Source organism: Pseudoxanthomonas mexicana (assembly GCF_014397415.1).
Lineage (GTDB): Bacteria > Pseudomonadota > Gammaproteobacteria > Xanthomonadales > Xanthomonadaceae > Pseudoxanthomonas_A > Pseudoxanthomonas_A mexicana.
On sequence record NZ_CP060731.1, the window covers coordinates 1,763,825 to 1,781,144 of the forward strand.

General features: G+C 69.8%; 20 protein-coding genes. 7 read left to right on the forward strand and 13 right to left on the reverse strand.

The window, feature by feature from the left end; genetic code table 11:
- Positions 1-110: 110 nt before the first annotated feature.
- From IAE60_RS08010 to IAE60_RS08020, 3 genes are all read right to left on the reverse strand, one after another.
- Complete coding sequence (locus IAE60_RS08010; protein ID WP_187574473.1) at positions 111-1,019, reverse strand: histone deacetylase family protein; 909 nt, start codon at positions 1,017-1,019, stop codon at positions 111-113.
- Between the two features lie 115 nt (positions 1,020-1,134).
- On the reverse strand, positions 1,135-1,692 hold the full coding sequence (locus IAE60_RS08015) for a cob(I)yrinic acid a,c-diamide adenosyltransferase (protein WP_162110498.1): 558 nt from the start codon (positions 1,690-1,692) through the stop codon (positions 1,135-1,137).
- A 16-nt stretch (positions 1,693-1,708) separates the two neighbouring features.
- Positions 1,709-2,311 carry a hypothetical protein gene (locus IAE60_RS08020; protein ID WP_187574474.1) on the reverse strand — a complete coding sequence of 201 codons (603 nt, stop codon included), beginning with the start codon at positions 2,309-2,311 and terminating at the stop codon, positions 1,709-1,711.
- An 83-nt stretch (positions 2,312-2,394) separates the two neighbouring features.
- Here IAE60_RS08020 and ubiH point away from each other — a divergent pair, with 83 nt between their 5' ends.
- Genes ubiH through IAE60_RS08035 form a run of 3 tightly spaced genes read left to right on the forward strand, consistent with a single transcriptional unit; the run spans position 2,395 to position 5,970 of the window.
- On the forward strand, positions 2,395-3,603 hold the full coding sequence (gene ubiH, locus IAE60_RS08025; RefSeq protein ID WP_187574475.1) for a 2-octaprenyl-6-methoxyphenyl hydroxylase: 1,209 nt from the start codon (positions 2,395-2,397) through the stop codon (positions 3,601-3,603).
- Complete coding sequence (locus IAE60_RS08030) at positions 3,600-4,787, forward strand: UbiH/UbiF family hydroxylase (protein WP_187574476.1); 1,188 nt, start codon at positions 3,600-3,602, stop codon at positions 4,785-4,787. Before ubiH ends, IAE60_RS08030 begins: the two co-directional genes overlap by 4 nt.
- A 55-nt stretch (positions 4,788-4,842) precedes the next feature.
- Positions 4,843-5,970, forward strand: a complete 1,128-nt coding sequence (locus tag IAE60_RS08035; RefSeq protein ID WP_338052645.1) for a Gfo/Idh/MocA family protein — start codon at positions 4,843-4,845, stop codon at positions 5,968-5,970.
- A gap of 6 nt (positions 5,971-5,976) precedes the next feature.
- Here the strand turns inward: IAE60_RS08035 and IAE60_RS08040 are convergent, their stop codons facing one another.
- On the reverse strand, positions 5,977-6,699 hold the full coding sequence (locus IAE60_RS08040; protein WP_187574477.1) for a hypothetical protein: 723 nt from the start codon (positions 6,697-6,699) through the stop codon (positions 5,977-5,979).
- A gap of 148 nt (positions 6,700-6,847) precedes the next feature.
- Between IAE60_RS08040 and IAE60_RS08045 the strand changes: the two genes are divergently transcribed.
- Positions 6,848-7,621 carry an SGNH/GDSL hydrolase family protein gene (locus tag IAE60_RS08045; RefSeq protein WP_187574478.1) on the forward strand — a complete coding sequence of 258 codons (774 nt, stop codon included), beginning with the start codon at positions 6,848-6,850 and terminating at the stop codon, positions 7,619-7,621.
- A 12-nt stretch (positions 7,622-7,633) separates the two neighbouring features.
- Here IAE60_RS08045 and IAE60_RS08050 read toward each other — a convergent pair whose 3' ends face one another.
- From IAE60_RS08050 to IAE60_RS08070, 5 genes are all read right to left on the reverse strand, one after another.
- Positions 7,634-8,566, reverse strand: a complete 933-nt coding sequence (locus tag IAE60_RS08050; RefSeq protein ID WP_187574479.1) for an SMP-30/gluconolactonase/LRE family protein — start codon at positions 8,564-8,566, stop codon at positions 7,634-7,636.
- A gap of 38 nt (positions 8,567-8,604) precedes the next feature.
- Positions 8,605-9,657, reverse strand: a complete 1,053-nt coding sequence (gene rlmM, locus IAE60_RS08055) for a 23S rRNA (cytidine(2498)-2'-O)-methyltransferase RlmM (RefSeq protein ID WP_162110491.1) — start codon at positions 9,655-9,657, stop codon at positions 8,605-8,607.
- A gap of 88 nt (positions 9,658-9,745) precedes the next feature.
- Positions 9,746-10,306: a nucleoside deaminase gene (locus IAE60_RS08060; protein WP_187574480.1), complete on the reverse strand. Its 561-nt coding sequence runs from the start codon at positions 10,304-10,306 to the stop codon at positions 9,746-9,748.
- Entirely contained in the window at positions 10,306-10,725 is a 420-nt protein-coding gene (locus tag IAE60_RS08065) for a hypothetical protein (protein WP_187574481.1), read from the reverse strand. The genes IAE60_RS08060 and IAE60_RS08065 overlap by 1 nt, the downstream gene beginning before the upstream one ends.
- A gap of 76 nt (positions 10,726-10,801) precedes the next feature.
- Positions 10,802-12,559, reverse strand: a complete 1,758-nt coding sequence (locus IAE60_RS08070; protein ID WP_187574482.1) for a glutamine--tRNA ligase/YqeY domain fusion protein — start codon at positions 12,557-12,559, stop codon at positions 10,802-10,804.
- A 94-nt stretch (positions 12,560-12,653) separates the two neighbouring features.
- Here IAE60_RS08070 and IAE60_RS08075 point away from each other — a divergent pair, with 94 nt between their 5' ends.
- From IAE60_RS08075 to msrA, 3 genes are read left to right on the forward strand one after another with little or no spacing between them, the layout of a single operon-like run.
- The gene (locus tag IAE60_RS08075; RefSeq protein ID WP_187574483.1) at positions 12,654-13,328 is read left to right on the forward strand and encodes a glutathione S-transferase; all 675 of its coding nucleotides are present in this window, start codon (positions 12,654-12,656) and stop codon (positions 13,326-13,328) included.
- A gap of 32 nt (positions 13,329-13,360) precedes the next feature.
- Entirely contained in the window at positions 13,361-13,630 is a 270-nt protein-coding gene (locus tag IAE60_RS08080) for a putative signal transducing protein (protein WP_162110486.1), read from the forward strand.
- Positions 13,631-13,660: 30 nt separating this feature from the next.
- Positions 13,661-14,311 carry a peptide-methionine (S)-S-oxide reductase MsrA gene (gene msrA / locus IAE60_RS08085; RefSeq protein ID WP_187574484.1) on the forward strand — a complete coding sequence of 217 codons (651 nt, stop codon included), beginning with the start codon at positions 13,661-13,663 and terminating at the stop codon, positions 14,309-14,311.
- Between the two features lie 21 nt (positions 14,312-14,332).
- Here msrA and IAE60_RS08090 read toward each other — a convergent pair whose 3' ends face one another.
- The 4 genes from IAE60_RS08090 to rnk form a co-directional block, all read right to left on the reverse strand.
- A complete protein-coding gene (locus IAE60_RS08090) occupies positions 14,333-14,722 on the reverse strand; it encodes a hypothetical protein (protein ID WP_185895380.1) in 390 nt (129 codons plus the stop codon).
- 1 nt (position 14,723) lies between these two features.
- Positions 14,724-15,695, reverse strand: coding sequence for a CapA family protein (locus IAE60_RS08095; protein WP_187574485.1), 972 nt, complete (start codon positions 15,693-15,695; stop codon positions 14,724-14,726).
- Positions 15,696-15,759: 64 nt separating this feature from the next.
- Positions 15,760-16,725: a transaldolase gene (locus IAE60_RS08100; RefSeq protein ID WP_187574486.1), complete on the reverse strand. Its 966-nt coding sequence runs from the start codon at positions 16,723-16,725 to the stop codon at positions 15,760-15,762.
- A gap of 112 nt (positions 16,726-16,837) precedes the next feature.
- Positions 16,838-17,278, reverse strand: coding sequence for a nucleoside diphosphate kinase regulator (rnk, locus tag IAE60_RS08105; RefSeq protein ID WP_185895383.1), 441 nt, complete (start codon positions 17,276-17,278; stop codon positions 16,838-16,840).
- Positions 17,279-17,320 lie beyond the last annotated feature (42 nt).

The following is a 17,320-nucleotide window of genomic DNA, read 5'->3' on the forward strand; positions in this document are numbered from 1 at the left end:
CTGTCGGACGAAAAACGGCCGTTAGCTTGCCCCATCCCATGCATGCGGGCAATGAAGGCCTCCGGCCGATGTCGGGCGGGGTTCAGCGACCGGCGGGCGGACCCGCCAGCTCAGCGCAACGCCTCCACATGGACCACGGTGCACTCGCGCAGGGCGTCCAGGTCGTAGCCGCCTTCGAGCATGGACACGATTCTTCCGGCGGCGTGCCGCTCGGCCACCTCGCGCAGCTGCCGGGTCAGCCAGCCGAAGTCCTCGGTCTCCAGCATCAGGTCCGCCAGCGGATCGCGCATGTGCGCGTCGAACCCGGCCGAGATCAGCAGCAGCTGCGGCCTGAAGTCGTCCAGCGCGGGCAGCAGTTCGTCCGCCCAGGTGTTCTGGAAGCGGAAGCCCCCGCTGCCCGGCGGCAGCAGGGCATTGAACACATTGCCCACGCCGCGCTCGTAGGGCGCGCCGCTGTGCGGGTAGATGCCCGATTCGTGGCTGCTGAAATAGGCCACGCGCGGATCGTTGTAGAAGATGGCCTGGGTGCCGTTGCCGTGGTGCACGTCGAAATCGACGACCGCCACGCGCTCCAGCCCATGCTTGTCGAGGGCATAGGCCGCCGCCACGGCGATGTTGTTGAACAGGCAGAAGCCCATGGCCGCCGTGCCGGTCGCATGGTGGCCGGGCGGGCGCACCGCGCAGAAGACCGCGCGGTCCTCGCCGTTCATCACCGCATCCACCGCCGCCACGCCGGCGCCCGCGGCCCGCAGCGCCGCCGCGCGCGAGGCCGGGCACATCACCGTATCCGGGTCGAGCATGCGATAGCCGGTCACGTCGGCCTCCAGCACCTCGTGCACCAGCGCGTCGTCGTGCACCCGGCGCAGGTCGCCCAGCTTCACGATGGGCGCCTCGCGCCAGTCGGCATCGCCGTGCTGCCCGCGCAGCGCCTCCAGGACCACTTCCAGCCGCGCCGGCCGCTCCGGGTGCTCGGGACCCGGATCGTGCAACAGGCAGGCGGGGTGGGTATAGATGATCACGATGCCGGCGTTGCCCTCGACGGGGCGGGAACCGCCTCTCCCGGGTGGATGTCCGGGTCCATTCTATGCGCGGCCCGGCACGGGCCGGCACCCGACCTTGGGAGGAGGCATCGGCCTACGCGTGCCGGCGCTCGTGCTTCCAGAGCACCTCGCCCTGGCCATCGGCGCGGGCCAGCACCCGGGCCAGGACGAACAGCAGGTCGGACAGCCGGTTGAGGTAGCGGATCGCTTCCGGCCGCACGGCGTCGTGGCGGGCCAGGGTGACCGTCTCGCGCTCGGCCCGGCGCACGATGGTGCGGGCCAGGTGGCAGCGCGAGGCGGCCTCGCCTCCCGCCGGCAGGATGAAGTCCTTCAGCGGCGGCAGATCGTCGTTGTAATGGTCCAGCTGCCGCTCCAGCGCCTCGACATCGTCGCCGGTGATGGCGGCATGGCCCGGGATGCACAGCTCGCCGCCCAGGTCGAACAGCTGGTGCTGCACGGTGGTCAGCAGGGCGCGGATGTCGTCCGCCACACTGGGCACGGCCAGCAGCACGCCGATGGCCGAATTGGCTTCGTCCACCGTGCCGTAGGCGGTCACGCGCGCGGAGTCCTTGCCCACGCGCGTGCCGTCGCCCAGACCGGTGCTGCCATCGTCGCCGGTGCGGGTGTAGATCTTCGAGAGGCGGTTGCCCATCGCGGTGAAGGCCCGGTCAGTCGGCCGTGCGGCCGTGCGGCCTGGCCAGGCGGACGACCTGGCCGACCATCACGTGCACGATGACCGCCAGGCCCACGTAGATCGCGGCCACGCGCAGATAGGGCAGGTACCAGTCGCTGAAGTTCTTCCACCAGCCGGCGATCGTGGGCTCGCTGACGACCGGGCTCAGCCAGTAGAAGCTGCCCTGGCTGAGCAGGTGGCAGACGGTCACCGAAGCCAGCAGGCTGCCGACCAGCAGGGCCAGCGTGCGGCCGTGGTCCGCGGTCTGGTAGCGGCGCAGCAGCGTGCCGCCGGCCCACAGTGCGCCGTACGCCGGCAGCAGGAACCAATACGCCGGCGACACGCAGTAGTGCGCCCAGAAGTTCATGCCCTGGCCACTGATCACCGCGTAGTCGACCGCCACCGCCGCCGCCATGAACAGCGGGAACGCCCAGCGCGACCAGCCGCGCAGGTAGTAGCCGCCGATGAAGAATGCGGCCCAGCTGGCATCGGGCAGCGGGCCGAGATGACCGAACGTGGTGGGCAGGTGCAGGCGGGTGAGGACCAGCAGGGCGGCGACCAGCGCCATCACGAGGGCGCGTTGCGAAGTGGTGTTCATCAGGCACGGTTCCGGAGACTCAGCCCCGCATTCTACCGGAGCCGGCCGGTCGGGGGCCGCAGGGCGGGCGCTATCATGTCGGCATGACAGATCGGCATGACGTAGTGATCGTGGGCGGCGGGCTGGTGGGTGCCAGTCTTGCCATCGCCCTGGCGCGCCAGGGCGTGGAGGTGGGGCTGGTGGAAGCGACGCCTGCCGGGCAGATGCCGGCGGTGTTCGACCAGCGCAACCTCAGCTTCGCGGCGGCGACGGTCAATGCGCTGACCGCGCTGGGGGTGATGCAGCAGCTGCGCACGCCCACCGGGCCGATCCGCCGCATCCACATCAGCCGGCAGGGAGATTTCGGTCGGGTCCGGCTGGAGGCGCAGGACTACGGCCGCGCCACGTTCGGCCAGGTGGTGGTGGCGCGCGACTTCGGCGAGGCGCTGGAAGCCCGACTGGACGGCCTGTCGGGGCTGACCCGCTATCGGCCGGCGCGTTTCGTCGGCTTCGCCCCGGACGAAGCCGGCCATCGCGCGCTGCGGATCGCCGATGCCGAGGGCGAGCGCACGTTGCATGCCCGCCTGGTGGTGGCCGCCGATGGAACCCGCAGCGCCGTGCGAGAGGCGCTGGGCATCGGTGTGGACGAGCACGATTACGGCCAGACCCTGTTCGTCGCCCGCGTGCGGGCCACGCAGGCGCCGGACGGCACCGCGTACGAGCGCTTGGGCGACGACGGCCCCACCGCGCTGCTCCCGCGTGGCGATCGCCACTGGGGCGTCGTGCACGGCGTGGCGCGCGAGCAGGCCGAGACCGTGGCCGCCCTGGACGATGCGGCCTGGCTGGCGCGCCTGCAGCGCGCGGTCGGCTGGCGCATCGGCCGGCTGGTTGCCAGCGGCGAGCGCAGCGCGTATCCCATCGCCCGCGTCGTCGCGCAACGGCTGGTCGCCGACCGCGCGGTCGTGCTGGGCAATGCGGCGCAGACGATCCATCCGATCGGCGCGCAGGGCTTCAACCTGGGCCTGCGCGATGCCCTGACGCTGGCCGAGGAGATCGCGCGCGGTGACGATCCGGGCGCCGCCTCCCGCCTGGCCGCCTATGCGGCGCGGCGGCGCGAGGATCGCGAACGCACGCTCGCGTTCTCCGACGGCCTGGCACGCCTGACGGCCAACCCATCGCCCCTGCTGAAGCCCGTGCGCAGCGCAGGCCTGGTGGCCATGGAGGCGCAACCCTCGCTGCAGGCGTTCCTGGTAGGCGGCGCGATGGGTTTCCGTGGCGACGTACCGGCACTGTGCCGGGGAGAGGCCGCATGAAGCGGCGCGGACAGATCGACGTGGCCGTCGGCGGCGGCGGCGTGGTGGGTGCGGCCTGCGCGCTGGTGCTGGCGCGTGAGGGGCTGGAGGTGATGCTGGTCGAAGGCCGCGAGCCGCCGCGCTGGTCGCCGTCGCAGCTGGACCTGCGGGTGTATGCCTTCGCGCCCGACAACGCGGCGCTGCTCGACGCGGCCGGCGTATGGGACGCAGTGCGTGATGCGCGCGCGCAGCCTTACCGGCGCATGCGCGTCTGGGACGCGACGGGCGGCGACGAGCTGCGCTTCGATGCCGATGCGCTGGGGCGCACGCAGCTGGGCTGGATCGTCGAGAACGCATTGCTGGTCGATCGGCTGTGGGCCGCGCTGCCGGCGGCCGGCGTGCAGGTGCGCTGCCCGGCGCGCGTGGAGGCGATGCAGCAGGACGCGGACGGCGTGACGCTGCGGCTGGACGACGGCACGCGTATCGATGCGCGGCTGGCGGTGGCTGCCGACGGCGGCGATTCCACGTTGCGGCGTCTGGCAGGGCTGGAGGTCACCGCACACGATTACGCGCAGCGTGGCGTGGTGGCGTTCGTGTGCACCGGGGAGCCGCACGAGGACACTGCGTGGCAACGCTTCCTGCCGAGTGGTCCGCTGGCATTCCTCCCGTTCGCGGACGGCCTCAGCTCCATCGTCTGGACGTTGCCCGACGCGGAGGCCGAGCGTGTGCTGGCGCTTGATGAAGCCAGCTTCGGCCGGGAGCTGACGCAGGCCATGGGCGGTCAGCGCGGCGAAGTGGCCCTGGCCTCGCCACGCGCCGCGTTTCCGTTGAAGCGCCAGCTGGCCCGGGACTATGTCGCCGGGCGGGTGATCGTCGCGGGCGATGCCGCGCACGTGGTCCATCCGCTGGCGGGGCAAGGCGTCAACCTGGGCCTGCGCGATGTCGCGGCGCTGCGCGACGGCATCCGTGCCGCCACCGCCAAGCGTGCCGACTGGGATGCGCCGCACCGGCTTGAGCGCTGGGCGCGCCAGCGCCGCAGCGAGAATGCGACCGCGGCCCATGCCTTCGACGGCATCAATCGTCTGTTCTCCAACGACGAGATGCACCTCACCCTGCTACGCGGGCCGCTGCTGGGGCTGGCCGGCAAGCTGCCACCCCTGGTGGACTTCTTCTGGCGTCACGCAGCGGGCCAGCGCGGGCGTTGACGACATCGGCTGCAGGCATGCGGTAGCCTCGGGATTCCCCCACGAGGTTGCCGCGATGAACGACGACGCTTCTCCCGTGCACGATCCCGCCCGCCGGCGCCTGCTGGGCACCCTGGCGGCGGCCGGCCTGGCAGGCGTGATGCCATGCGTGCACGCCAAGCGTTCGCGACCGCTCGGCGTCGCCCTGGTCGGTCTGGGCTACTACAGTCGCGACCTGCTGGCGCCCGCGCTGCAGGCGACGAAGCACTGCCGCCTGGCCGGCATCGTCACCGGCACGCCCGCGAAGGCGGCGGAGTGGCAGCGGCGATACGGCATTCCCGATCGCAACGTCTACGACTATGCAGGCTTCGACCGCATCGCCGACAACACGGACATCGACGTCGTCTACGTCGTGCTGCCCAACCACCTGCACAAGCCGTTCACCCTGCGCGCGGCCGCCGCGGGCAAGCACGTATGGTGCGAGAAACCGATGGCGATGGACGCGGCCGAAGCGCGCGCGATGATCGACGCCTGCCGGCAGCACCGCGTGCAGCTGGCGATCGGCTACCGCATGCAGCACGAACCCAACACGCAGGCGGTGATGGCGCTGGCGAAGTCCCGGCCGTTCGGCCGCCTCAGGCACATCCGCGCCGAAGCCGGTTTCCATGGATTCGACGGCGCCAGCCGCGATACCTGGCGCCTGGACGCGGCGCGCGGCGGCGGCGCGATGTACGACATGGGCGTCTACGCGCTCAATGCCGCGCGCTACACCACCGGTGCCGAACCGGTCGCGGTCACCGCGACCTCGTCGGTGGAGCGACCGGAGATCTTCCGTGGTGTCGACGAGACGATGCGCTTCCGCCTCGAATTTCCGGACGGCGTGACCGCCGCGTGCGAAACCAGCTTCGGCCGCAACCTCAACCTGCTGCGCGCCCAGTGCGAGGAAGGCTGGTACGAACTGTCGCCGTTCCAGGCGTACGAAGGCGTGCGTGGCCAGGCCAGCGACGGGCGTCGCTTCGACGCCGTGATCGGCGCCACGCCCGCGCAGCAGGCGCGGCAGATGGATGCCGATGCGCTGGCCATCCTGGAACGTCGTCCGCCGCGCGTGCCCGGCGAGGAAGGCTGGCGCGACATGCTCGCCCTGGATGCGATCTTCGCGTCCGCGCGCGCCGGAGGAAGGCGGGTGGAGATCGCGTCCGCCTGAATCCTGTCAGCCCGGGATGAACGGGAACACGATCTTCAGCAGGCCCTTCAGCCCGCCCTCGGCGGTACTCGTGACGGCTTTCGCGCCCAGGCTGTTGAGCGCATTGCGCGCGTCCTGCCAACGCAGCTTGGTGACGTCCTTCTTCAGCAGGTCGGCCACTTCTTCGGCAGTGGGGGTCAGCTTCTTAAGTTCCGAGACGACGGACGCAGGATCCGTCTGCAGGTAGCCCCAGCGCTCGGCGATCGCCAGCAGGGTGTCGAAGCGCACCGCGACGACCTCGCGGTTGCGCTCGTACACCGGCAGCGCGCCCACGTCGAGGATGGCCTGTTCGAACTGCTGGTGGTCGTCCGGATGCTCGATGCGGATGGCGAGGAAGCCGTCCTTGCGGCTGCGTTCGCTGACATGCTTCGCGCCGGCCTTCAGGTTGGCCTCGGTCAGCACGGTCGCCACGATCCGCTGCAGGGCCGCATCGCGTTCCTCCGGCACCAGCGCGCGCCAGCGCGCATAGCCGTCGCGACGCAGCGCCTTGACCTTGGCGGGCGTCACGCGCAGCTTGCCGGCGACCGTGAAGTTGGATTCGTCGCGGCCGATGGCGCCATCGCGCTCCAGCAGGACGAAGATCAGCAACTCCAGGTCGCGCTTGGTCAGCGACTGGAACCCCTGCAGCAGGGTCAGGCGCAGGAACTCGTTGCCGAAGCCGGCGGGGTCCTTGAGGGAAAGGGGATTCATGACGCTCCTTCGCTGTCGGGCCAGTATGTCCTGGCCGGATTGCAGGGGCTGAGACTAACCCATCGCATGCCGGGGGTGCCGGCGTGACAGGTGCCGCGCGGCGCCGGATCGCGTAGGGTACGCCAGCCCCATTCACCGGAAATCCCCCATGCCTCTCGTACGTTGCGCCCTGTTGCTCGTCCCCTTGCTGGCTGCCGCCGTTGTTCGGGCGGAGACGCAGGCGCCGGCGGTGGACCCGGATTACATCGCCCCGGCGGCATCGCTCGCGCCCGAGCGCGTGCAGGGCCTGCAGCAGCGCCTGCTCGACTGGCCCGGCCTGGCGCGCTATCGGGACGACAACGCGCGCCTGCCCGCGCACGAAGCGGGCCGCGTGGTGTTCTACGGGGATTCCATCACCGACGGGTGGGGGCGCGTGGCGGACACGACGTTCTTCCCGGGCAAGCCGTACGTCAACCGCGGCATCTCCGGGCAGACGACCGCGCAGATGCTGGTGCGCTTCCGCCAGGACGTGATCGCGCTGAACCCGGAGGTGGTGGTGATCCTGGCCGGAACCAACGACATAGCCGGGAATACCGGACCGGCCACGCAGCGCATGATCGAGGACAACCTGCGTTCGATGGTGCAGCTGGCGCAGGCCAACGGCATCCGCGTGGTGCTGGCATCCGTGCTGCCCGCCAGCGCCTACCCCTGGCGACCGGGCTACCGACCGGCCGAGCCGATCAAGGCGCTGAACCAATGGATCGAGGCCTACGCGCGCGCGTCGGGGGCCCTGCATCTGGATTATCACCGGGCCATGGCCAACGCCGAAGGCGGGCTGGATGCCCGGCTGGCCGCGGATGGCGTGCATCCCACGCCGGCCGGCTATGCGGTGATGGCGCCGCTGGTCCAGCGGGCGATCGAGGACGCGCTCGGCCGCAAGTGAGCGGCCGCGGCGTCAGTGGCCGGTTTCGCGCCCGGGCAGTTCCGTACGGAAGGCTTCGATGGCGCCACGGTCCTGCAGGGTGACGAACACCGTGCGTCCGTCGGGCCCACCGAAGGCGACGTTGGTCGGCTTGCGTCCCTTGAGCCGCACTTCGTGCAGCAGCTCGCCCTGCGGCGACACCACCGCCACCGTGCCGGCCCCGTACCGGGCGATGTAGAGGTTGCCCCGCACGTCGGTGCGCATGCCGTCCAGGCCATGGTCCGGAAAGGCGATCAGCAGGCGCTTGCCGGATATCCCGCCGCTGCCGTCCAGTTCATAGGCCCACACGCGCCGCTGCACGCTCTCGTTGACGTACAGCACGTCGCCCCGGGGGCCGACCTCCACGCCGTTGGTGGTGCCCATCCCGGTTTCCAGCAGCGCGGCCCTGCCATAGGGCAGGATCCGCCACAGCTGGCCGGTGCCGGTGCGCCAGTCGGGATCGCTGGCGTAGAACATGCCATTGGGCGCGAACGCGATGTCGTTGGGCTGGTGCGCGCCCGACAGGGTGGCGAACACCCCCACCGAGCGGTCGCGTGGATCGATGCGAAGGATCTGGTGGCCGGTGTAGTCGGCCACGTACATGAAGCCGTCGGCATCGAAGCGGATGCCGTTGCCGGTGCTGCCCGCGGGCAGCGTCATGAACAGGTCCGCGCGTCCGCTGCCATCGGCATCGAAGGTCACCCGCCCGATCGTGCCGCCGCGGCCGAAGCCCACCGCATACAGCGCACCGTCCGGACCGAAGGCCGGACCCTCGATGCCTTCACCGAACGCGCCGTCACCCACGACATCGCGCGCGACGTACAGCGCTTCCACCGCCGCGCCGGCGGGCGTGTCCCTATGCGCGCAACCGGCCAGCAGCGCAGCAAGGAGTGCCGCCACGATGCGTGTGGACCCGGGTGACGTCATCGGTTTCCCCTCGGGGGCGCGCAGCGGGTCTGCACGTGTCAGCCCGGCGTGGCGAACACGGTGATCTCTTCGCGGTCGTGGTACAGCTGGCGTGCGCGGATCTCCAGCGGCCTGCCGGCCTGGTCCGCGAACAGCTCCAGGCAGAGCTTGGTCTCGTCCCAGCGCTTCTTCATCGGCAGCTTGAGGTTGAACACGGCGTGCCGGCACCAGCCTTCGCGGAACCACTGCGCCATGCGCTCGGCGACGCGTCGTGGCTGCTCGACCATGTCGCAGACCATCCAGTCCAGCGGTTGCGGGGGCTTCCAGTGGAAGCCGTCCGCGCGCAGGTGCTCGACCAGGCCCGTGGCCAGCACATGCTCGCGCAGCGGCCCATTGTCGACGCTGGTGACGCGCAGGTGGTGGCGGGTGAGCACCCAGGTCCAGCCCCCGGGCGCGGCACCCAGGTCGGCGGCGGTCATGCCGGGCTTCAACAGCGCTTCGCGCTGGGCATCGTCGAGCAGCGACAGGAAGGCTTCCTCCAGTTTCAGCGCCGAGCGCGATGGCGCATCTGGCAGCAGCTTCAGGCGCGGGATGCCGAGCGGCCACGGCGCGCTGTCGCGCGCGTCCGCCGCGCACAGGAACAGGTGGTCGCCCTGCACGAACACCACGTGCAGGCGCGGCAGGCGCGCATCGTCTTTCTCGGTGAGGAACCCAGCCTTGCGCAACGCCGGACGCAGCGCGTTGCCGAAACTGCGTGCCAGTCCCGCCAGCGGCTTGGCGCTGTCCGAATCCGGATGCTCCACCCACAGGTCGCCGTAGCGCCCGCCGCCGGCCAGGGCGGCGAGAAGGGGCGTGATGCGGTCCTTCGGGTCGATGCCGCGCAGCTCGGCCAGCAACCGCAGCTTCTGCCGGGCGAAAATCAGCTCGCGCCAGGGCAGGGCGCGGTCGAGCGCCTGCGCTTCCTCGCATACGAACACCACGTGGCCATCGTTGCGCTGCGCGCGGGCATAGCCGGCGAAGCCGGCCAGCGCGGCGCGCTCGGTCAGCTCGGCGGCAAGTTCGGGTTCAAATCCCTGGCGGCAATAGGCCAGCAGGCCGGTCGTCGATGACATGGCACGGTCGCGTGAAGCGGAGGGCTGCGGCTCCTGCCGCAGTCACAGGGTACAGGAGAAGCCGGAGAAGGGCTTCCCTGCGTCCGGCTCAGTACCTGTCGCCGCCCGATTCGCCGTAGCGGCGGAGCACGGCGCGCGCGTCGTCACGACGCAAGTCGCGCACGACTTCGATGCCGCGCTTGTTGAGCTCGCCGATCCAGTCGGCCGGCAGCGGGCCTTCGTCGAACTCGGTCAGCTCCATCACGTCCTCGGCACGCGCGCCGATCAGCAGGCGGTCGATACCGGCCCAGATGGTGGCGCCGTAACACTGGCAGCACGGCTGCGAGGAGGTGGCCAGCACCACCGGCGCCAGTACATCGTTGAGGCGCGGCGTCTGCAGGCGCTGCTGCGCCAGCATGTAGGCCATGGTTTCCGCATGCGCCAGCGAGCAGGTGTGCGGCATCACCCGGTTCACCCCGAGGCTGATGACGCGGTGATCGGGTCCGAATACCACCGCGCCGAACGGACCACCGGAGTTCGCGTCGACGTTGCGACGCGAGAGCTCGATGGCCAGCGCGACCTTCTCTTCGTCGCTGGTGTAGGTTGCCGCGGGATCGACCAGGTCGTGGGTCCAGGCGGGCAGGGTCAGGTGGATCTGTTGGTAGAGCATTACCGGGCAGGCAGTGTCGAGGAAGAGGAATCGGATTCGCAGCGGCCGCTCACGCACTGGCAGGCGGTCACGTCGGCGAAGCCGCAGACGCTCATGCGGCCACTCGCAGCGCATTGCGCCTGGACGCCCTGCGGGTCGGTGGGGCTGTCCTTGTTGACGCAGGCGGGCATCGCGCCGCAGCAGTTGCCCACGTTCTTCACCGCGCAGTCGGCGCTGGTCCGGCAGCTGTAGTCCACGGTGACCGCACCGGCTTCGCGCGGCGGCAGGTTTCCGCCGGTGGGCTTGGGTGCCGGCGTCGATGCTGGGGGCGGATCGGTCGCCACGCCATCGGAGGACGCCGGCGCCGCGCAGCCCGACAGCGCGAACAGGAACAGGCACGACAGCATGGCAGGCAGCAAGCGCAGCGCGATGCGGGACATGGCGGACTCCTTCCTCGGTGGTGGTGCGCGCCAGCCTGCCTTTCGCCGCTTCAAGACGCGGTGAAAGGCGCCGGCATCAGGCCTTGGTCGCCCAGGTGTCGCGCAGGGTGACGCTGCGGTTGAACACGGGACGTTCCGGCGTGTGGTCGTAGCGGTCGGCGACGAAATACCCCGTGCGCTCGAACTGGAACGACTGCTCGGGCGCCGCGCTGGCGGCCGCCGGCTCCACGTAGCCGGTGACGGTGCGGCGCGAGTCCGGGTTCATGTAGTCGCGGTAGGTCTTGCCTTCCGACTCGTCATCGGGGTTCGGCACGGTGAACAGGCGGTCGTACAGGCGGATCTCCGCGGCGACGGCGTGCATGCCGCTGACCCAGTGGATGGTGCCCTTGATCTTGCGCTCGGCGCCGGCCATGCCGGGGCGCGACTCCGGGTCCAGCCAGCCGCGCAGTTCGACGATATCGCCGGCGTCGTTCTTGATCACTTCATCGCAGCGCACGATGCCGGCGCCACGCAGGCGCACTTCCCCGCCCGTGGTGAGGCGCTTGAAGCCCTTCGGCGGCACTTCCTCGAAATCCTCGCGCTCGATCCACAGCTCGCGCGAGAACGGCACGCTGCGCTGGCCGAAGGATGCGTCCTTGGGATGGTTGGAGAACGTCAGCGTTTCTTCGTGGCCGTCCGGCAGGTTGGCCAGCACCAGCTTCACCGGGTCGACGACGGCCATGCGGCGTGGCGCGGCGGCGTCCAGGTCCTCGCGCAGTGCGCCTTCCAGGATGCCGATATCCAGCAGCGAGTTCTGCTTGCTGATGCCCACGCGGTCCACCATCAGGCGCAGCGCGGCCGGCGTGTAGCCGCGGCGGCGGATGCCCTGGAGGGTCGGCATGCGCGGGTCGTCCCAGCCGTCGACGAGCTGGTCGTTGACCATCGCCAGCAGCTTGCGCTTGCTCATCACCAGGTAGTTGAAGTTCAGCCGCGAGAACTCGATCTGGCGGGGCTTGCTGGCTTCCTTCGGCAGGCCCTTGGCCAGCAGCGGCGCCAGCAGCTCGGGCGAGTTCGCAAGATCGACCTTGTCCACGCACCAGTCGTACAGCGGGCGGTGGTCCTCGAACTCCAGCGTGCACAGCGAATGGGTGATGCCTTCCACCGCGTCGCTCAGCGAATGCGCGTAGTCGTACATCGGATAGATCGGCCAGTCGTTGCCGGTGTTCTGGTGCTCGACGTGCTTGATGCGGTACAGCGCCGGGTCGCGCAGGTTGATGTTGCCGCTGGCCATGTCGATCTTCGCGCGCAGCGTGCGTGCACCATCCGGGAACTCGCCCGCGCGCATGCGGCGGAACAGGTCCAGGTTTTCTTCCACGCTGCGGTCGCGGTACGGCGAGTCGCGGCCGGGCTCGGTCAGGGTGCCGCGGTACGCGCGCACTTCGTCCGCGCTGAGGTCGCAGACGAAGGCGTCGCCCTGGCGGATCAGTTTCTCGGCGGCCAGGTACAGCACCTCGAAATAGTCCGAGGCATGGCGCAGGTCGTGCCAGTCGAAACCCAGCCAGCGCACGTCGTCCTGGATGGCACGCACGTATTCAGGGTCTTCCTTGGCCGGGTTGGTGTCGTCCAGGCGCAGGTTGCAGACGCCGCCGAACTCGGCCGCGATGCCGAAGTCCAGGCAGATGGCCTTGGCATGGCCGATGTGCAGGTAGCCGTTGGGCTCGGGCGGGAAGCGCGTCTTCACCGCGACGTGGCGGCCGCTGGCCAGGTCCTCGCGCACGATCTGGCGGATGAAGTCCCGCTTTTCGGGGGCGGCATCGTCCGGAAGGGTGGCGGGATGGGCGGCGTCGTTGGACATCGGGAAGGCAGCAGGCTCGGGAAAACGCAAGTTTAGCCCGTCCGGCGCCCGGGCTGGTCTATCCTGAACGGCCCTCGCGCCTCCGGTGCTGTCCATGCGCCTTCCCGTCCTGGTCATCGGCAACAAGAACTACTCGTCCTGGTCGCTGCGCCCCTGGCTGTTGCTCAGCCATTTCGGCGTGGCCTTCGAAGAAGTCCGCCTGTCGCTGGATACCCCGCAGTTCGCCGCGGAAGTCGGGCGCCATTCCCCGACCGGCAAGGTGCCCGCCCTGCACGATGGCGATGTGCACGTCTGGGATTCGCTGGCGATCTGCGAGTACGCCAACGAGCGCTGGCTGGACGGCCAGGGCTGGCCGCGCGAGCGTGCCGCACGTGCGGTGGCACGCGCGGCGGCCGCTGAAATGCACTCCGGATTCACGGCGCTGCGCACGCAGTTGCCGATGAACAGCCGGCGCACGCCGGATGCCTATCGCTGGGATGCCGCGGCCCAGCGCGACATAGATCGCATCCAGGCGCTGTGGCGCGAACTGCGCGAGGCGCATGGCGGGGATGGCGACTTCCTGTTCGGCGGATTCGGCATCGTCGATGCGATGTACGCACCGGTGGCGGTGCGCTTCGACGGTTATGGTGTGGAGCTGGACGACACCACGCGCCGCTACATGCAGGCGCTGTTCGCGCTGCCGGCGATGCAGGCATGGCGGGCCGCAGCGGCGCTCGAGCCTGAATCGGTGCCGGCCACCGACGCGTTGCGCAAGCCCCTGCCTGCCTGACCGGGTGTAGGCTGGCCGCGGAGGACGTATCCATGCGCGTGGTCTACCTGGCCGACAACCTGTTCGACGCCCATCTGGTGAAGCACGCACTGGAGGAAGCGGACATCCCGGCGTTCGTGTTCGGCGAGTCGCTGCTGGGCGGCATGGGCGAACTGCCGCTGTTCGGCGTGCTGCGCGTGTGCGTGCCGGACACAGCGTTCTCCGACGCGGAAGGTGTCGTGCAGGGCTTGGGACTGGATTCGGGCGGCAACGGCCCCATCTTGGAAGGCGACGACGAAGGCCTGGGCATCCTGCCGGCCTGATCCGCTTTCTCCCGACACACGAGGTTCGCCATGCTGGGTATCGGAGCCTACAAGCAGCGCATGCCGCGCGCGGAAGACATGCTGCCGGGGCGCAGCACGCCGCTGCCGCTGCACAACGTGCATTTCGTCAACGGACGTCCGCTGCAGGATGCATTCGACGGATTGCAGCAGGTCGAGTTCGGCCTGGGCTGCTTCTGGGGCGCGGAACGCGTGTTCTGGACGCTGCCCGGCGTGTACACCACCGCGGTCGGCTACGCGGGCGGCGGTACGCCGAATGCGACCTACGAAGAGGTCTGTTCCGGCCAGACCGGCCACAACGAAGTGGTGAAGGTGGTCTACGACCCGGCCCAGGTGTCGTTCGAGCGCCTGCTGCAGGTGTTCTGGGAAAGCCACGACCCCACCCAGGGCATGCGCCAGGGCAACGACGTGGGTACGCAGTACCGCTCCGGCATCTACTGCCATACGCCGGAACAGCAGGCCGCGGCCGAAGCCAGCCGGGAGGCCTACCAGCAGACGCTGCGTGCCGCCGGCTACGGCGACATCACCACCGAGATCGTCCATCCGGCGCCGGCGTTCTACTACGCCGAGGACTACCACCAGCAGTATCTGGCCAAGAATCCGAACGGTTACTGCGGGCTGGGTGGCACCGGCGTGAGCTGTCCCATCGGCCTGGGCGTCTGATCCCGCGCCGCCCGGTCGGCCTCAGGGCAGGTGTTCGCACCAGTACTGCAGTTCGCTGCTCTTGGTGGGTTCGTAGACGGCATGGAAGCCGGTGAAACCGCGTCCTTCCTGTTTCCCCGCGAACGGGGGCGCGTGCGTGGCCGCATGGATCAGCACGGGCTGGCCCGTGGCCATGCCGTAGACATAGACCTTGACGGCCTTGCCGGTGGCGACGCGGTCCACGTAGACCGGCTTGAACTCGAAGTAACGCCCGATCTTGGTGCCCGTGGCCCGATAGGGATCATCGGTCGGCGCCGCATCGACGGTAAAATGCTCGCCACCGTAGACGATGTGGCAGCGCACGCTGGCGGCCTGGGCCTCTACGGCCAGCGGCGCCAGGGCGAGGAGGGTCAGCAAGCGTCTGGCCTTCATGTCATTCGCCCGCGCATTGGTTGATGGTCTTCCGGTCGGGGCTGGCGCAGGGACTGCTGGCGGTCGGGTCCGGATGCGGCACGCCGTTGGCGTCGAGCCTGGCCACGTGCGTGCGCCAGTCCACCACGCCGGTGCGGTCCACCCTGGCCGACAGCACCCAGCCGGTGGTCGTCGCCGGCGTGTCGAATCCGTTGAACAAGAAGTTGCCCAGGCTGTAGATGATCGGCTTGCCGCGGTAGTACTCGGCGCCCTGGGTGACGTGCGGATGACCTCCCACCACCATGTCGGCGCCCGCGTCGATCATGCGCCGGGCGAATGCGCGCAAGCGCGGACTGGGATCGGGTTCGTCCTCCCAGCCCCAATGCATGAAGGGGATGACGATGTCCGCCCGGTGCACGCGCCGCGCGGCGATGATGTCCTCGATCACGTCGTCGTCCTCGCCGCTCCAGGCCACGCCGGGGCGGCTGGCATCGGCTTCGAAGGAGCGGGGCTTGAACTCCACATAGCCCAGCAGCGCGATGCGCACGCCGTTGCGCTCGACGATCCAGGGCGCATGCGCTGCCGTGGCATCGCGACCGCCGCCGAAATAGGGCAGGCCCGCCGTGTCCATCAGCGCCAGCTGCTCGGCGAATGCGGCCTTGCCGAAATCGCCGGAGTGGTTGTTGGCCAGCGACACGGCGTCGAAGTGCCGCTTCAGCACCGGCAGCGTGCGCGGATCGGCCCGGAACGTGTACGGTTTTTCTTCCGCCGTGCCCGTGGTCGCGACCACGCACTCCAGGTTGCCTATCCGCACGTCGTGCGAGGACAGCAGCGCCGCGAAGGGCTGGAAGGGGTCCTCACCGCGCGCGATCAGCTCGCCGGGCGTTTCCGCCACCATGATGTCGCCGACGAAGATCAGGCTGGCATCGCCCGATGACGCATGGGCCATCGGGGATGCGGCGAGGAGGGCGGACGAGAGCAGGAGGGCGCGCATGCGCCCGATCATCCCGTGTCCGGCGCGCGGGCGCCAGCCCTGCCCGCGCCGGGTCGGGGTGGCGTCAGGCGGACAGCTTCTCGCGGACGGTGGCGCGCAGCGCGGCCAGGTCCTTGGCGAAGGTCTCGATGCCGGTGGCCAGCTTTTCCTTCGCCATCGGATCGGCCTGGATCGCCGCGCCGAAGCTGTCCGCCGTGACCGCGGAGGCGTTCACGGGCTGCGCTTCGAGGGGCGACAGCTTGCGCGGGAGCGGACCGCGGTCTTGGTCCAGCGTCTCCAGCAGGTCCGGCGAAATCGTCAGGCGATCGCAGCCGGCGAGCGCCTCGATCTGCGCGGTGGAGCGGAACGAGGCACCCATCACCACCGTCGGCGAGCCGCGGCGCTTGAACTCCGTATACACGCCGCGCACGAACATCACGCCCGGGTCCTCGTCGATGTGCGCCGGGGCCTGCCCGTTGGCCACGTACCAGTCCAGGATGCGGCCCACGAACGGCGAGATCAGGAACGCGCCGGCTTCGGCGCAGGCGATGGCCTGGGTGGGGTTGAAGATCAGGGTGAGATTGCAGTCGATGCCTTCGGCCTGCAGCTGGCGCGCGGCTTCCACGCCTTCCCAGGTGGAGGCCACTTTGATGAGGATGCGGTCGCGGTCGATGCCGTGGTCGGCATACATCTGCACGAACTTGCGCGCCTTGGCGATGGTGGCGCCGGTGTCGTAGGCCTGGTCGGCGTCGACCTCGGTGGAGACGCGGCCGGGGATCAGGCCGGCGAGCCTGGCGCCCACGCCGATGGTCAGGCGGTCCACCACTTCGTCCACCAGCGCGTCGCCGCCGCCCTGCGCGCGAGCCCAGGCCAGCTGCTCTTCGATCAGGTCGGCATAGACCGGCAGGTCCAGCGCCTTCTTCACCAGGGTGGGATTGGTGGTGCAGTCCACCGGCTTGAGACGCTTGATGGCGTCGTAGTCGCCGGTGTCGGCGACGACCACGGACAGGTCGCGGAGCTGCTGCAGCTTGGAGGGAGCGGTGTCGGTCATGGGCGGTCGATGGGGAGGGGGAAATCGGGGGACAAGTATGCCCTGTCCCGCAGGGGCAGGCCGGCTGCGGGAGCGTACTTTCCGTGGATTGACGTGATAGCGCGGCTGCGGATCAGCGGTGCAGGTCGCCGCTGGCTTCGGGCTGGTAATCGATCGCGGTGACCCGCAGGCGCAACGACCGGTTGCCGGAGGCCTGCCAATCGATCGTCTGCCCCACCGACAGCCCGAGCAGTGCGCTGCCGACCGGCGCCAGCACGGAGACCAGGCCGGTTTCGACGTTCGCTTCGTGGGGATACACCAGGGTGAGGCGGTGGTGTTCGCCGGTGAGTTCGTCTTCGCATTCGACGCGCGAATGCATGGTCACCACGTTGCCGGGCATGTCCTCCGGCGCGCGCACGTCGGCGCGGTTCAGTTCGTCCATCAGCGCCAGTGCGGCGGGATGCCGGCGCAGCACGGGCGTGTCGAGCAGGGCTTCCAGGCGGGACATGTCGCGGCTGGAGATGACGAGCGGGGGCAGCGAAGGCGGCAGGCCGCTGGTGCGGGTGTTGTTCATCGGAAGTTCTCTATGGCTCTGGAAGTTTTGGGATCGCGCAAA

Coding starts and splice junctions, on each gene's coding strand:
- IAE60_RS08090 (WP_185895380.1), bottom strand. CDS start 14,722: ATGAAGGCCAGACGCTTGCTGACCCTCCTCGCCCTGGCGCCGCTGGCC.
- rlmM (WP_162110491.1), bottom strand. CDS start 9,657: ATGTCATCGACGACCGGCCTGCTGGCCTATTGCCGCCAGGGATTTGAA.
- IAE60_RS08070 (WP_187574482.1), bottom strand. CDS start 12,559: ATGTCCAACGACGCCGCCCATCCCGCCACCCTTCCGGACGATGCCGCC.
- IAE60_RS08060 (WP_187574480.1), bottom strand. CDS start 10,306: ATGCTCTACCAACAGATCCACCTGACCCTGCCCGCCTGGACCCACGAC.
- ubiH (WP_187574475.1), top strand. CDS start 2,395: ATGACAGATCGGCATGACGTAGTGATCGTGGGCGGCGGGCTGGTGGGT.
- IAE60_RS08030 (WP_187574476.1), top strand. CDS start 3,600: ATGAAGCGGCGCGGACAGATCGACGTGGCCGTCGGCGGCGGCGGCGTG.
- msrA (WP_187574484.1), top strand. CDS start 13,661: ATGCTGGGTATCGGAGCCTACAAGCAGCGCATGCCGCGCGCGGAAGAC.
- IAE60_RS08040 (WP_187574477.1), bottom strand. CDS start 6,699: ATGAATCCCCTTTCCCTCAAGGACCCCGCCGGCTTCGGCAACGAGTTC.
- IAE60_RS08065 (WP_187574481.1), bottom strand. CDS start 10,725: ATGTCCCGCATCGCGCTGCGCTTGCTGCCTGCCATGCTGTCGTGCCTG.
- IAE60_RS08020 (WP_187574474.1), bottom strand. CDS start 2,311: ATGAACACCACTTCGCAACGCGCCCTCGTGATGGCGCTGGTCGCCGCC.
- IAE60_RS08035 (WP_338052645.1), top strand. CDS start 4,843: ATGAACGACGACGCTTCTCCCGTGCACGATCCCGCCCGCCGGCGCCTG.
- IAE60_RS08045 (WP_187574478.1), top strand. CDS start 6,848: ATGCCTCTCGTACGTTGCGCCCTGTTGCTCGTCCCCTTGCTGGCTGCC.
- IAE60_RS08095 (WP_187574485.1), bottom strand. CDS start 15,695: ATGCGCGCCCTCCTGCTCTCGTCCGCCCTCCTCGCCGCATCCCCGATG.
- IAE60_RS08075 (WP_187574483.1), top strand. CDS start 12,654: ATGCGCCTTCCCGTCCTGGTCATCGGCAACAAGAACTACTCGTCCTGG.
- IAE60_RS08100 (WP_187574486.1), bottom strand. CDS start 16,725: ATGACCGACACCGCTCCCTCCAAGCTGCAGCAGCTCCGCGACCTGTCC.
- IAE60_RS08080 (WP_162110486.1), top strand. CDS start 13,361: ATGCGCGTGGTCTACCTGGCCGACAACCTGTTCGACGCCCATCTGGTG.
- rnk (WP_185895383.1), bottom strand. CDS start 17,278: ATGAACAACACCCGCACCAGCGGCCTGCCGCCTTCGCTGCCCCCGCTC.
- IAE60_RS08015 (WP_162110498.1), bottom strand. CDS start 1,692: ATGGGCAACCGCCTCTCGAAGATCTACACCCGCACCGGCGACGATGGC.
- IAE60_RS08050 (WP_187574479.1), bottom strand. CDS start 8,566: ATGACGTCACCCGGGTCCACACGCATCGTGGCGGCACTCCTTGCTGCG.